General features: G+C 44.3%; 11 protein-coding genes and 1 pseudogene. 1 reads left to right on the forward strand and 11 read right to left on the reverse strand.

The features are described 5' to 3' along the window. Positions 1-3 precede the first annotated feature (3 nt). From leuD to atpD, 11 genes and pseudogenes are all read right to left on the reverse strand, one after another. Positions 4-600, reverse strand: coding sequence for a 3-isopropylmalate dehydratase small subunit (leuD, locus tag VK541_RS12755; RefSeq protein WP_324370645.1), 597 nt, complete (start codon positions 598-600; stop codon positions 4-6). A gap of 18 nt (positions 601-618) precedes the next feature. Beyond that, positions 619-2,025, reverse strand: a complete 1,407-nt coding sequence (gene leuC, locus VK541_RS12760; RefSeq protein WP_324370648.1) for a 3-isopropylmalate dehydratase large subunit — start codon at positions 2,023-2,025, stop codon at positions 619-621. 35 nt (positions 2,026-2,060) lie between these two features. Then, a complete protein-coding gene (locus tag VK541_RS12765) occupies positions 2,061-3,224 on the reverse strand; it encodes a 2-isopropylmalate synthase (RefSeq protein ID WP_324370650.1) in 1,164 nt (387 codons plus the stop codon). Between the two features lie 12 nt (positions 3,225-3,236). Continuing rightward, positions 3,237-4,709 carry an ATP-binding cassette domain-containing protein gene (locus VK541_RS12770; RefSeq protein ID WP_324370652.1) on the reverse strand — a complete coding sequence of 491 codons (1,473 nt, stop codon included), beginning with the start codon at positions 4,707-4,709 and terminating at the stop codon, positions 3,237-3,239. Positions 4,710-4,712: 3 nt separating this feature from the next. Next, positions 4,713-6,194, reverse strand: coding sequence for a ketol-acid reductoisomerase (gene ilvC / locus VK541_RS12775; RefSeq protein WP_324370654.1), 1,482 nt, complete (start codon positions 6,192-6,194; stop codon positions 4,713-4,715). 76 nt (positions 6,195-6,270) lie between these two features. Beyond that, entirely contained in the window at positions 6,271-6,888 is a 618-nt protein-coding gene (ilvN, locus tag VK541_RS12780; protein WP_324370656.1) for an acetolactate synthase small subunit, read from the reverse strand. 10 nt (positions 6,889-6,898) lie between these two features. Then, positions 6,899-8,637: pseudogene (gene ilvB / locus VK541_RS12785) on the reverse strand (biosynthetic-type acetolactate synthase large subunit). A 30-nt stretch (positions 8,638-8,667) separates the two neighbouring features. Continuing rightward, positions 8,668-10,365 carry a dihydroxy-acid dehydratase gene (gene ilvD, locus VK541_RS12790; protein ID WP_324370658.1) on the reverse strand — a complete coding sequence of 566 codons (1,698 nt, stop codon included), beginning with the start codon at positions 10,363-10,365 and terminating at the stop codon, positions 8,668-8,670. Positions 10,366-10,384: 19 nt separating this feature from the next. Next, positions 10,385-11,275, reverse strand: a complete 891-nt coding sequence (locus tag VK541_RS12795; protein ID WP_324370660.1) for a branched-chain amino acid transaminase — start codon at positions 11,273-11,275, stop codon at positions 10,385-10,387. A gap of 568 nt (positions 11,276-11,843) precedes the next feature. Then, positions 11,844-12,086, reverse strand: coding sequence for an ATP synthase F1 subunit epsilon (atpC, locus tag VK541_RS12800; protein WP_324370662.1), 243 nt, complete (start codon positions 12,084-12,086; stop codon positions 11,844-11,846). Between the two features lie 103 nt (positions 12,087-12,189). Beyond that, positions 12,190-13,692, reverse strand: a complete 1,503-nt coding sequence (atpD, locus tag VK541_RS12805; protein WP_324370664.1) for a F0F1 ATP synthase subunit beta — start codon at positions 13,690-13,692, stop codon at positions 12,190-12,192. Between the two features lie 236 nt (positions 13,693-13,928). Here atpD and VK541_RS12810 point away from each other — a divergent pair. Continuing rightward, a partial coding sequence (locus VK541_RS12810) for an SDR family oxidoreductase (RefSeq protein WP_324370665.1) occupies positions 13,929-14,748 on the forward strand: 820 nt, incomplete at its 3' end.

Below are 14,748 nucleotides of genomic sequence, written 5' to 3' on the forward strand. Positions count from 1 at the left end.
ATATTATAAAGGAAGTTGCTTTGCAAACTCCTCAATTTCTGGCTTGATGCTTTGCAGGTAATCGATGTCATCAAAGCCGTTCAGCATATTGTCTTTTTTATATGGGCTGATTTCAAATAATTCTTTTTCACCAGTTGCCAAAAGGGTAATGGTTTGCGCCTCTAGGCTGACTTCCAGTTCTGTATTAGGATCAGCAAAAATTGCGGAAAAAATCTTCTCAGAAAATTCAGGACTAATCTGCACCGGCAATACACCAATGTTCAGACAGTTGTTTCTGAAAATATCCGCAAAAAAGCTGGATACCACACACCTGAACCCATAATCATACACTGCCCATGCGGCATGTTCTCTTGATGATCCGGAGCCAAAGTTCTTGCCGCCAACCAGGATTTTACCTGTGTAGACAGGATTATTAAGTACAAAATCTTTTTTAGGTGTGTTGTCAGTATTGTATCTCCAGTCGCGAAAAAGGTTGTCACCAAATCCAACGCGTTCTGTAGCTTTTAAAAAGCGGGCAGGGATCAGCTGATCCGTATCCACGTTTTCGATTGGAAGCGGAACTGCTGTGCTTTTTAATATATTAAATTTATCGTAGGCCATTTTAATCTTTTATTTGTGTTAGACAAGTTCTTCAATTAACGTTCTTGGGTCTGTAACCACACCCGTAACAGCAGCAGCAGCAGCAACCAGCGGACTCGCCAGCATGGTTCTTGATCCGGGACCCTGTCTTCCTTCAAAATTCCTGTTGGAAGTACTTACTGCATATTTTCCGGCAGGTATCTTATCGTCGTTCATCGCTAAACAGGCCGAGCAGCCAGGCTGACGCAAAGTAAAGCCGGCTTCTGTTAAAATGTCCAGTAATCCTTCTTCTTTAATCTGTGCCTCCACGATATGAGAACCCGGAACCAGCCAAACCGTAACATCGTCCGCCTTGTGCCTTCCTTTTACAATCGAAGTAAACGCTCTGAAATCTTCGATCCTGCCGTTGGTACAGCTGCCAACAAATACAAAATCTACTTTCTTGCCGATCATGGAGTCGCCTTCAGAGAAACCCATATAACCTAATGATTTGGCATAGGTTGCAGCGCCACCTTCTACATGAGCGGCATCAGGGATATCATGAGAAATTCCCATTCCCATTCCCGGATTTGTGCCATAAGTGATCATTGGTTCAATAGAAGAACCGTCAAAAGTCAGTTCTTTATCAAAAACAGCATCAGGATCGGTCTTCAATGTTCTGTAGTAAGCCAGTGCTTTATCCCATGCTTCACCTTTAGGACTAAATTCACGTCCTTTTACATAATTGATGGTGGTTTCATCCGGAGCGATCATCCCGCCGCGGGCACCCATTTCAATACTTAAATTACAAACCGTCATACGGCCTTCCATGCTCATGTTCTCAAAAACATCACCGGCGTATTCCACGAAATATCCGGTAGCTCCTGAAGTAGAAAGCTGCGAAATGATGAACAACGCCACATCTTTTGGCGTCACACCTATACCCAGCTTGCCGTTCACGTTAATGCGCATTTTTTTAGGCTTAGGCTGCATGATGCATTGCGTAGAAAGTACCATTTCCACCTCAGAAGTGCCAATACCAAAAGCGATGGCCCCAAAGGCACCATGAGTAGAAGTATGTGAATCACCGCAAACAATGGTAGCACCTGGTTGGGTAATGCCATATTCCGGCCCTACCACATGGACGATACCATTTTTTTGGTGACCGAGGCCCCAGTGGCTGATGCCATACTCATTAGAGTTCGATTCCAATGCCTTTAACTGATTGGCAGAAAGCGGATCTGCGACCGGCAGGTGCTGGTTAATGGTTGGCGTATTGTGATCTGCGGTAGCAAATGTACGCTCTGGATATAAAACTGTAATGCCCCTGCTTTTTAAGCCTAAAAAGGCAACCGGACTGGTCACTTCGTGAATAAGATGGCGGTCAATAAAAAGCACATCAGGGCCACCTTCAATCTTACGTACCACGTGAGTGTCCCACACCTTATCAAATAATGTCTTGCTCATTTCTTTTATTTTTATAATTTTCCTGCTGAGGGGGGTTAAGCCAATTGCTGCTTGCCCATCATCAACAAAAGATCTTGGTCATTAATATCTAATTTACTATCGGCAACAGTCAGGAAGCGGTGGTATACCTCACCCAATTCCTCTTTGCTCAGGTTAAAGCCCAGGCGTTCCAAATGGAATTTTAACGCATGCCTGCCGCTGCGTGCAGTGAGCACAATACTAGCATCCGGAAAGCCGACATCTTCAGGCCGTATAATTTCGTAATTCTCGCGGTTTTTCAAAAAGCCATCCTGATGGATACCTGAACTGTGCGCAAAAGCATTGCTGCCAACTATCGCCTTATTGGCCTGTACCGGCATGCGCATCTGCGAACTTACCATGCGGCTGATCTCGTAAAAATTCTTTGTATTGATATTGGTATGCAAGCCCAATATCTGGTGCGTTTTCAGGATCATGACGACTTCTTCCACAGAAGTATTGCCTGCGCGTTCGCCAATGCCGTTAATGGTACCTTCAATCTGGCGTGCGCCATTTTGCAGACCGGCAATGGAGTTTGCAGTAGCAAGGCCCAAATCATTGTGACAATGCACAGAAATAATGGCCTGATCAATATTTTTTACATTTTCCTTTAAAAATTTGATCTTACTGCCGTACTGGTCCGGCAGGCAATAACCATTGGTGTCAGGTATATTTACAACTGTTGCACCGGCTGCGATCACCGCCTCTACCATTTGGGCAAGAAAGTGTACATCAGCACGGCCGGCATCCTCTGCATAGAATTCAATATCCTCTACAAATTGTTTGGCGTATCTGACCGCTTCAACGGCACGGGCCAGAATGTCTTCTCTGGTACTGTTAAATTTGTGTTTAATGTGCATATCAGATGAACCGATCCCGGTATGGATCCGCGGGCGTTTGGCATATTTCAATGCTGCGACTGCGGAATCAATATCACCTTTATTTGCACGGGTAAGCGCGCATATGATGGGTTCCGATACCGCTTTGGAAAGCTCTACCACACTTTGGAAATCACCTGGACTCGAAATAGGAAAGCCTGCTTCAATAATATCCACGCCGAGAGCTTCCAATTCCCTGGCAATTTCAATTTTTTCTGGGGTTGTCAATTGGCAACCCGGCACTTGTTCACCATCACGCAAGGTGGTGTCAAACACATAAACTCTATTCGGATCGTGTAACATAATTCTTAGTGTTTAGTTAATATATTCCAATATGTTTTCAACGGATTCTACCGCTCCGTTTTCTAATAAAATTCTTTTTTCTATACAAGCCGGCAATTGGGATTCAAAATGTCCTACGTAAATCAGCGTAGTGCCATTCTTGCAAAGCCGATCTACCAGTTTGTTAAAGTGTGCCGTTTGCTGCTGGTCCAGACCCTGACAGGGTTCATCCAGAATCAGCAGTTCCGGATTTTTGATGATCGTACGCCCCAGCAGGGCCAGACGCTGTTTGCCCAGCGGAAGCTCCGTCATCAGCACATTTTTGTATTCGCTGAGCCCAAAATAGTCTACCAGTTCATTTACCTGTCCGTGTTTGGTAGAACCCGGTTCGCAAAACAAACCGGAGCTGTCATAAAATCCTGAGGCAATACTTTGCCAAACCGTAGCTGAGGGATCAAAATACCAATGCAGCTCAGGCGAGATCAGGCCAATTCGTTTCTTAATGTCCCAGATACTTTCACCGCTTCCTCTTTTATGGCCAAACAAATAAAAATTGTTGGCATAAGCCTGAGGGTGGTCACCGCATATCAAACTCAATAAAGTCGACTTGCCTGAACCATTAGGGCCCTGCAGCAACCATTTTTCACCGGGTTCCACATGCCAGTTGATGTTTTTCAATACCTGCTTGTCGCCATAGCTGATGTTTACATTTGTCATATTGATCACGCTGCCTGGAAAAGTAGGAGCGGGGCTTTGGCTTAGAAAGTAGGGGACAGGTTTTAGGATTTCCTCTTCCAGCAGATCTGCATCACGCTCAGCAGCAGAAATCTCCACCAGTTTGCCGGCCCTGATTTCCGCGAAGCGGTCAATACAGGAGGGCAGCTCCAGATCATTGCTGATCAGGATCAGTTGCGTACCGCTTTCTGCAAGCTGGTCCAATAAAGTATTCAGGTTTTGTCTCGAACGTTTGTCAAGTCCATTATAAGGTTGGTCCAGGATCAGCAATTGAGGCCTTAGCCATAAGGCTTTGACCAGTTGCAGTTTCTTGTGTTCTCCGCTGGACAGCTGGATCAGGGTTGAGTCCAGGAGTTCAGCATAGCCAAGGGCAGTCAATATGGGCTCTACACTGCTCCAGCCGAGCTGCTGTTTCGCAGCGTAACTCATCAGTTCGGCCCTTACCGTTGCCGTCACTTCTGTAGCCTGTTTATTATAGCGCTGCTGATAATAAAAATTAGACTGACCTTCAAGGTCTTTAAACTGGTACCAGTTGGCCACGTAGTGCACAACAGGTACCAGTGTTGATGTGGTATCAAAATTAACTTCAACCTGACCATTTACAGGGTTTAAACCCGCTATGGCTTTGGCCAGTGAAGTTTTACCAGTTCCGCTTTGTCCGCCTACCAACCAGTTTTCCCCCGGATTTATAATCCAGTTGAGGTCCTGCAGCACGGCTTTCTGGCGGTACCAAAGGTTAAGGTTGGTGATATGGACGACGGGCTCTGACATTTTTTATGCAGTTTTGATGGCTTTCATTGCAGTCATCGCTTTTCTCAATACTGAACCGATCTGCTCTACCTCGTGAGTACGGATCGCCTCGTTCACTTCGATCAATGCGCGGTTGTCTACAGCGCCATCCTTGCCATCATTAAAGTTTTTACCAACAAGGTTAGTATCAACTTTTTTCATGAAATCAGCCAATAAAGGTTTACAAGCCTGGTCAAACAAATAACAGCCATATTCAGCCGTATCAGAGATCACACGGTTCATTTCAAACAATTTTTTACGGGCAATGGTATTTGCAATAAGTGGTGTTTCGTGCAATGATTCGTAGTAAGCAGACTCTGGTTTGATACCAGCCTGAACCATAGTTTCAAAAGCAAGCTCCACACCAGCCCTTACAAAAGCGACCATTAGTGTATAGTTGTCAAAATATTCCTGTTCGCCGATCTTTACATCACCAGCCGGAGTTTTTTCAAAAGCAGTTTCACCTGTTTCTGCGCGCCATGCCAGCAGGTTTTTATCACCATTGGCCCAGTCTTCCATCATGATCCGGCTAAATTCACCACTCATGATGTCGTCCTGATGTTTCTGGAACAACGGACGCATGATAGTTTTCAATTCCTCAGAAACTTCAAATGCTTTGATCTTGGCCACATTGCTCAGCCTGTCCATCATGGCAGTGATCCCACCTTGCTTTAACGCTTCAGTGATCACCTCTACACCATATTGAACCAGTTTAGAAGCATAACCTGCGTCGATTCCTTTTTCAATCATTTTGTCGAAGGAAAGAATAGAACCAGTCTGCAGCAAACCACAAAGGATCGTCTGCTCGCCCATTAAGTCAGATTTTACCTCAGCTACAAAAGAAGATTTCAATACACCCGCTCTGTGACCACCCGTCCCAACGCAATAAGCTTTAGCCTGTAACAAGCCTTTTCCTTCCGGATCGTTTTCAGGGTGCACCGCAATTAAGGTAGGTACACCAAAACCTCTTACATATTCTGCTCTTACTTCACTGCCCGGACATTTTGGAGCCACCATGATCACTGTAATGTCTTTACGGATCTGCATGCCTTCCTCTACGATGTTAAACCCGTGTGAGTACAACAAAGTAGCGCCTTGTTTCATCAACGGCATGATGGCATTCACTACCGCAGTGTGTTGTTTGTCCGGAGTGAGGTTGATCACTACATCTGCAGAAGGAATCAATTCTTCGTAAGTACCTACAGTAAAATTGTTTTCTGTAGCATTTTTCCAGGAATCCCTTTTGCCTTCAATGGCTTCTTTGCGCAAAGTATAAGAAACATTTAAACCACTATCTCTCAAGTTTAAACCCTGGTTAAGGCCTTGTGCGCCACAACCAACGATTACCAGTTTTTTTCCTTTCAGCGCATTTACGCCATCCACGAATTCTGAACTGTCCATGAAATCGCAAACACCCAATTGGTTTAATTTTTCTCTAAGAGGCAGTGTGTTAAAATAATTTGACATTTTTTTATTGTTTTTTGATTAAGGTTCGTTTTAATTTATTATTTATTTCTTTTGTTTATATCGATGAAGGTTTGTGTTACATACTAAAAACATTCTTCGCCTTGTCCAGATATTCATTTTCAACAACATCTTCACCAGGTTCTCTGCGTTCAAATTCCCTCAGCTTGCGGTTAAAACCATCACTGTCTTTAATGATCGCTACCCTTGCACTCCTGACAAATTCGATCAGTCCATAAGGTTGCAGTACTTCGATCAGCTTGTCCGTTTCTTCTCTGTGTCCAGTGGTTTCAAATACAGTATAATCCTTACGGATCACTACCGCTCTCGCACCATTTTCACGGAGCAGACGTTCTACTGAAACCAGTTCGGCAATGGTGTCTGTCGGTACTTTATACAAGGCCATTTCCTGCCAGATGATGTCTTCGTTGGTATTGTAATATACCTTCAATACCTCCACCTGTTTTTCAATCTGACGGGCAAGCTTGCGCACTACCTCTTCAGTTTCATGGATCAGGATATTGAAGCGGTGAATGTGCTCAATCTCAGATGGTGATGTATTCAGGCTTTCTATATTGATCTTTCTTCTGGAAAAGATAATGGCTATACGGTTCAGGATGCCTATACGGTTCTCCGTATATACAGTGATCGTAAACTCCTGTTTGCTGTTTAATTCTATATCGTTTGAATTGCTCATGATCTGCTAATTATTTAAGTCTGATTTCACTAACACTGCTGCCCTGAGGGACCATCGGGAACACGTTGTTCTCTTTGGCTACCATCACTTCCAGCAAATAGGAGCCTTTGTGGTTGAGCATCTCTGCAAGTGCTGCTTCCAGGTCTTCGCGTTCGGATACCTTTTTACCTGCGATATTGTAGGCATCCGCCAGTTTGACAAAATCAGGGCTGGTGATGTCTACAAAAGAGTAGCGCTTGTCGTGAAACAGCTGCTGCCATTGACGTACCATTCCAAGGAACCTGTTGTTGAGGATCATGATCTTAACGTCAATGCCGCTTTGCATGATCGTACCCAATTCCTGGCAGGTCATCTGGAAACCACCGTCGCCAATAATGGCTACTACAGTCCGGTCCGGAGCGCCAAACTTAGCGCCTATTGCGGCAGGTAATCCAAATCCCATCGTACCCAGACCACCACTGGTGATGTTGCTCCTGGTCTGCTGGAAATGTGCGTAGCGGCAGGCCACCATTTGGTGCTGGCCTACATCGGTTACAATCACCGCTTCCCCTTTAGTCAGGTCATTCAGCTTATTAACAACCTCACCCATAGTCATTTCACCACTTACAGGGTTCAGCTCATCGTGAATGACGGTTTCGTATTCTGTTTTGTCGTATGCTCTAAACTCGGCCACCCAGGCATCGTGGGTTTTTGCTTCGATCAGTGCGGTCAGCATAGGAAGTGTTTCTTTACAATCACCCCATACCGGAACATCTGCTTTTACATTCTTATCGATCTCAGCAGGGTCAATGTCCAGATGGATGACCTTTGCCTGTTTGCATATTTATCCAGACGGCCGGTTACCCGGTCATCAAAACGCATACCTATGGCGATCATTACGTCACAGGCGTTGGTTTGAACATTAGGCCCATAATTGCCATGCATACCCAACATACCTACGTTCAGCGGATGATCAGTAGGAATTGCACCGGCACCCAGTATGGTCCAGGCAGCAGGAATCCCGCTTTTTTCTACGAACGCCTTAAACTCTGCTTCTGCACTGCCCAGCAAAACTCCCTGGCCAAATAAAATGAAAGGTTTCTTCGCAGAATTGATCATCGCCGCTGCCGCTTCTATATATTCTTTTCTTACCAGCGGTCTCGGACGGTAACTGCGGATGTGCTCACACGGAACATAACCTTCGTATTCAAACATTTGCAGCTGCGCATTCTTGGTAATATCGATCAATACAGGTCCTGGTCTGCCGCTGCGGGCAATGTAAAAAGCCTTAGCCAGTACACCTGGGATTTCAGTGGCATCAGTAATCTGATAGTTCCATTTGGTAACTGGCGTAGTGATGTTGATCACATCGGTTTCCTGGAAAGCATCAGTTCCCAGCAAGTGAGCAAAAACCTGCCCGGTTATGCAAACCATAGGTGTACTGTCGATCTGGGCATCAGCCAGGCCTGTTACCAGGTTGGTTGCGCCCGGGCCACTGGTGGCAAATGCCACACCGACCTTGCCTGATGTACGTGCATAACCCTGTGCAGCATGAGTGCCGCCCTGTTCGTGCCGTACTAAAATATGTTTTAATTTATCGCTATAATCGTAAAGTGCATCATAGATCGGCATGATGGCACCGCCCGGATAACCGAAAATTGTATCGGTACCCTCAGCTATTAATCCTTCCAACAAAGCTACAGATCCCGAAACCGTTACAGTCTTTTTAGGTTCCGTTAAAGTATTTGCTTCTGCTTGTACTGTATCCATTGTATAGTGTTTTATAGGGGTTTCCAATTGTTAATGAGTATAAGAATCGGTAACGCAGCCTTCGCTGGCATTACTTACCTGTTTCAGGTATTTATAAAGGACCCCGCTTTTGACGGGCGGAGGCAGCTGTTTCCAGACCGCACGGCGTGTAGCCAGTTGCTCTTCTGTTAAATGAACATCAATGGAGTTGTTGACGGCATCTATTGTAATGATGTCTTCGTCATGTACCAAAGCAATATTTCCGCCGTCCCATGCCTCCGGAGTAATGTGTCCGACCACGAAACCATGTGTCCCACCTGAAAAACGACCATCGGTGATCAGGGCTACAGATTTACCTAAACCTGCGCCAATAATCAATGAAGTAGGTTTCAGCATCTCCGGCATACCCGGAGCGCCTTTAGGGCCAACCTGTCTGATCACGACTACATCTCCGCTTTTCACTCTGCCACTCTGGATACCTGCCATCAGAGATTTTTCTCCGTCAAAAACACGCGCAGGGCCTGTAAATTTCTCACCCTCTTTACCGCTGATCTTTGCAACTGCACCTTTTGTTGCCAGATTACCATACAGCATTTGTAAGTGGCCGGTTTCTTTGATCGGGTTTTCTACAGGGAAGATGATCTTCTGAGCCTCAAAGTCAAGATCTGCAGCATCAGCAACGTTTTCAGCAATGGTTTTCCCCGTTACCGTCAGGCAGTCGCCATCAATTAACCCTACTTTCAGTAAATACTTCATTACCGCAGGAACACCACCTATCCCGTGCAAATCTTCCATCAGGTAAGTCCCGCTTGGTTTTAAGTCGCCCAATACCGGGGTACTGTCGCTGATGTTTTGAAAATCCTCCAGTTTCAGGTTCAGTCCTACTGATTTAGCCATGGCAATCAGGTGCAATACCGCATTGGTAGACCCACCCAATACCATCACAATGACAATCGCATTGCGAAACGCCTTCTCAGTCATAATGTCTGAAGGCAGGATGTTCTTTTCGAGCAGGATGCGGATGTACTTGCCCGCCTCAATGCACTCTTTCTTTTTCTCTTCGCTTACTGCAGGGTAGGAGGAACTATAAGGTAAACTCATACCCAAAGCCTCGATTGCCGAAGCCATGGTATTCGCGGTATACATACCACCGCATGCACCCGCTCCAGGACATGCGTTTCTGATTACACCCTGGAAATCTTCTTCTTCTAAGTTGCCGGCCAGTTTTTGTCCTAAGGCTTCAAACGCGGATACAATATTTAATGATGCGCCTTTATACTTACCGGAGTGGATACTTCCACCATAAACCATGATGGCCGGACGGTTAAGCCTGCCCATTGCCATGATAGAGCCGGGCATATTTTTATCGCAGCCAGGTATGGTTATGAGGCCGTCATAATACTGGCCACCACAGATGGTTTCGATTGAATCCGCAATGACATCCCTGGAAACCAAAGAATAGCGCATACCATCAGTTCCGTTGGACATACCATCACTCACACCAATAGTACCGAAAGTCAAACCGACCATATCATTTTTCCAGACACCTTCTTTTACGATCTGTGCCAGATCGTTCAAATGCATATTGCAGGTGTTTCCGTCATAGCCCATGCTGGCAATCCCGACCTGGGCTTTGTCCATGTCTTCTTTGGTCAATCCAATCCCGTAAAGCATAGCTTGTGCGGCAGGCTGGGTAGGATCTTGGGTAAATGTTTTACTGTAACGGTTGATTTCTGGTGTTTGTGACATATATAGGTCTGTAGGTGTGTTATATGATTACTTCGTAGTTTTGTTTTTCTAATGCCAGTGATTTGTAGGTGCGTTGTATCGTTGCCCCCACGCTGTCCGGCCACCTGAGCGGAAATTTATACTCATCGACAGATCCGATTCCGGCTATTTCTGTAGCAGTGCCACAGAAAAATGCACTGTCGGCATGTTTTAAATCCTTTATGGTCAGGTGTTTTTCAATCAGTTCAATATCAAGTACGTGACACAATTCTATCACGGTCGCCCGGGTTATCCCCGGCAGGATGTTTCCAAGAGGAGGGGTATATAAACGGCCGTTCTTCTCTATAAATATATTAGCGCCCGGTGCCTCAGCAACATTCCCGTAGCTGTCCAAAAGTAAGGCCTCGTCAAATCCTTTGCTTTTGGCCTCAGTAGTAGCCAGTATGGAATTTACATAATTACCGCTTACTTTAGCTTCTATGGGTGTTGACTTGGGACTTGGCCGCTCATAGCTGGATACCATGACTTTCAATAATTTATGGCCCAGATAGGCATCCCATTCAAAAGCACAAATCATGATCGATACATCCTTTGCCGCAATCAGTGACATATTGGGCGCGCAGTAGATCAGCGGTCGGATATATGCATTCTTTAAATTATTGTACTCCAGTAATTTATAAGTCTTCTTGATCAGTTCGTCAATGTTCCATTTAAATGGGATATGTACCAGTTCAGCAGAACGCCTCAATCTTTCAAAATGCTCTCTGGCTTTGAAAATTCGTGTACCGTTGTGCGTATGGTATGCCCTTAAACCGTCAAATACCGCATACCCGTAATGCAGCGACTGCCCGTATAAACTGGTGGTTGTATCACTGGCTTTTTCAAACCTGCCATTTAAATAAAGTACGGTATTTGAATTGAAGTACTGCATTTTTATTTGGGTGTATAGGGTATTAAATTTATATTAAGTGTTTCATTAAAAAAGCGCCACTTTTGGGTGGCGCTTTGTATATTTTGTATTAAATATTCAACTATAGCGCCATGTCCTTCCGAATAATCAGCAGGAGAATCACATTGGTGATGACTGTAAACAAGGTGCTAACTGAATTGCTCATGTTAATAATTATTATCGTTGCTTTATAGAATCCAATTTACCGTTTGAAGTTTAAACTATCAATAGGTGATTGAAAATAATTGAAAAAAAATATAATTCTTATATTATAGTTATATGGCAAATTAAATATCTTTATATTCCTATTTAACCTTTCTTAAAGTGGACGTCTCTATACCAAATATGGAATCGGTATTTAGTATAGGTTTTATGCAAGCATTATAAATTGTACCGTTTTCTTCCTAAAATACCCAAAGTCTTAACAAAAGTTGATAAAAATCATGTTTTTATCAGGCCTGTCGTGCGAGGCCGGGGCTTGTAAAACGCAACCATAAAAAAAGCCCTTTGAGATTTTCAAAGGGCTTTTCAATATGGTATAAATTAAATATTAAGCTACCCCTTCGGCCAGCACAATAATTTTGTTTTTTAAAACTTCTACTACACCACCTTTGATATTAAAAGTATCCTCACCGGTTTTGCTTTTTACAATTACAGGGCCATCTTCCAAAGTGGAGATAATGGGCGCGTGGTCTCTCAAAATCTGGAAAGAACCCATAGTGCCGGGCACTGTAACAGCGGTTACTTCGCCTTCAAAAACTTTCTTGTCTGGGGTTAATATTTCTAGTGTCATTGTTATATTTTAGTATTAAGTAGCTAGTATTAAGTATCAAGACAGAGAGCCTTACTAGATCTGTGTCCAGTCTTGATACTTGATACTCAAATCCTGATACCTGTTAATTTGCTTCAGCTAATAGTTTTTTGCCTTTTTCAATGGCTTCTTCAATGCTTCCTACAAGGTTAAATGCTGCTTCAGGATATTCGTCAACCTCACCATCCATGATCATGTTAAATCCTTTGATGGTGTCTTTGATGTCAACCAAAACACCTTTTAAGCCTGTAAATTGCTCTGCTACGTGGAAAGGCTGAGACAAGAAACGCTGCACACGGCGCGCACGTGATACGATCAGCTTATCTTCCTCAGATAACTCGTCCATACCTAAAATGGCGATGATATCCTGAAGTTCTTTATAGCGCTGCAAAGTTTCTTTTACGCGCTGAGCAGTATCATAATGCTCGTCACCCAAAATTGAACGGGATAAAATCCTTGAAGTAGAATCCAGAGGATCCACAGCAGGGTAAATACCGAGCTCAGCAATTTTACGTGACAATACAGTAGTTGCGTCTAAGTGGGCAAAGGTAGTAGCCGGAGCAGGGTCAGTTAAATCATCCGCAGGTACATACACTGCTTGTACAGATGTAATTGAACCGCGTTTAGTTGAAGTAATACGTTCCTGCATCAGACCCATCTCAGTAGCCAGTGTTGGCTGGTAACCTACCGCTGAAGGCATACGACCCAATAGTGCCGATACCTCAGAACCTGCCTGGGTGAAACGGAAGATGTTGTCAACGAAGAAAAGGATATCTTTTCCTGCACCCTGACCATCGCCGTCACGGAAATATTCAGCAACAGTTAATCCTGATAAAGCCACACGTGCACGTGCACCAGGAGGCTCGTTCATCTGACCAAATACCAGTGTTGCTTTTGATTCTTTTAATTTTTCAGTATCAACTGTTTTCAGGTCCCATCCGCCTTTTTCCATTGAATGAAGAAACTCTTCACCATAATTGATTACACCAGATTCGATAAACTCGCGCAAAAGGTCATTACCTTCACGTGTACGCTCACCTACACCGGCAAATACAGAAAGACCTGCATAGGCTTTAGCGATGTTGTTCACCAATTCCATGATCAATACAGTCTTACCAACACCTGCACCACCAAACAAACCGATCTTACCACCTTTTGCATAAGGCTCAAGTAAGTCAATCACTTTAATACCGGTAAAGAGTACTTCAGTTTCAGTAGACAGCTCATCAAATCTTGGAGGGGCATTGTGAATAGGGCGGCCACCGGTTTTGTCAACCGCATTGATACCATCAATAGCTTCACCAACAACATTGAACAAACGACCTTTAATTTGGTCACCTATTGGCATTTTAATAGGAGCGCCGGTGTCCAGTGCATTCATTCCGCGAACCAAACCGTCAGTCGAGTCCATTGCAATTGCACGTACACGGTCTTCACCAAGATGTTGCTGAACTTCTAAAATGATCTTCTGTCCGTTTTCTTTTTCGATCTCTAAGGCAGAGAAGATTTGAGGTAAATGAGCAGCGTCAGCAAAACTCACGTCAACTACCGGTCCTATAATCTGCGCTATTTTTCCAATGTTAGGCATATATTGTTTTGGGTAAAATTATAAATATCAATTTGTTAAAGGCGCTTTTATAAGCTCACAATTCGGTTTGCAAAGTTAAAATTTTAAAACAAGAATTGCATATATAAATAAAAAATTTTTCCACAGTTTTTTATTCGGTAATTTGGTTGCTGAAAAAGGGTCTTTAACATAATTCATTGAAGCTATTATAAAACCATTTAGCACTTTTGAAATTATGAATTTTATCAAGTAAATCGATGAAGAGAATATTAGTAACAGGCAGCAATGGACTTTTAGGCCAGAAGATCACAGAGCGGATCCTGCAAACACGACAATTTGATTTGATCGCCACGTCTAAAGGTGCGAACCGCTATCCGGTACCGGAGGGTTATACTTATGCGGAAATGGATATCCTGGATCCGCTGAATGTCAGGAACGTACTCCACCACTACCAGCCGGACGCGGTCATTCACACCGCGGCCATGACCAATGTAGACACATGCGAGGCGCAGCCGGAGCTGGCATATCGCTTAAATGTAGAGGCAGTCAAAACACTGGCAGCCTTTTGCAGTCAAAACCATATACAATTGATCCACCTCTCTACCGATTTTATATTTGACGGCGCCAATGGTCCCTACGACGAAATGGCTGCCCCAAGTCCCTTAAGTTATTACGGTGTAACCAAAGTACAGGCAGAAGACGAACTTAAAGCTTCGTCAAGCGACTGGGTTATTATCCGGACGATATTGGTATATGGTATCGTGAGTGATATGAGCAGAAGTAATATTGTGCTTTGGGCCAAGAATGCGCTGGAAAAAGGGGAGCCGATCAATGTAGTAAATGACCAGTCGCGCATGCCGACTCTGGCCGAAGATCTGGCCGATGCCTGTCTGCTTGCCGTGGAGAAGGAAGCACAGGGCATTTATCACATTTCTGGCAAAGACATGATGAGTATCGCCGAACTGGTGGGCAGGGTGGCTGACTACTGGCATCTGGACAAATCCCTGATCAGGGAAATTAGTTCTGCTTCTTTAAACCAAAAAGCCAGAAGACCTGTGAAGACCGGGTTTATACTGG

It is taken from the genome of Pedobacter sp. (genome assembly GCF_035317785.1).
Taxonomy (GTDB): Bacteria; Bacteroidota; Bacteroidia; order Sphingobacteriales; family Sphingobacteriaceae; genus Pedobacter.

Excerpts from the sequence above, each read along its gene's own strand:
- VK541_RS12795 (WP_324370660.1), bottom strand. The coding sequence starts at position 11,275 with ATGCAGTACTTCAATTCAAATACCGTACTTTATTTAAATGGCAGGTTT.
- ilvD (WP_324370658.1), bottom strand. The coding sequence starts at position 10,365 with ATGTCACAAACACCAGAAATCAACCGTTACAGTAAAACATTTACCCAA.
- atpD (WP_324370664.1), bottom strand. The coding sequence starts at position 13,692 with ATGCCTAACATTGGAAAAATAGCGCAGATTATAGGACCGGTAGTTGAC.
- leuD (WP_324370645.1), bottom strand. The coding sequence starts at position 600 with ATGGCCTACGATAAATTTAATATATTAAAAAGCACAGCAGTTCCGCTT.
- VK541_RS12765 (WP_324370650.1), bottom strand. The coding sequence starts at position 3,224 with ATGTTACACGATCCGAATAGAGTTTATGTGTTTGACACCACCTTGCGT.
- ilvN (WP_324370656.1), bottom strand. The coding sequence starts at position 6,888 with ATGAGCAATTCAAACGATATAGAATTAAACAGCAAACAGGAGTTTACG.
- ilvC (WP_324370654.1), bottom strand. The coding sequence starts at position 6,194 with ATGTCAAATTATTTTAACACACTGCCTCTTAGAGAAAAATTAAACCAA.
- VK541_RS12770 (WP_324370652.1), bottom strand. The coding sequence starts at position 4,709 with ATGTCAGAGCCCGTCGTCCATATCACCAACCTTAACCTTTGGTACCGC.
- atpC (WP_324370662.1), bottom strand. The coding sequence starts at position 12,086 with ATGACACTAGAAATATTAACCCCAGACAAGAAAGTTTTTGAAGGCGAA.
- leuC (WP_324370648.1), bottom strand. The coding sequence starts at position 2,025 with ATGAGCAAGACATTATTTGATAAGGTGTGGGACACTCACGTGGTACGT.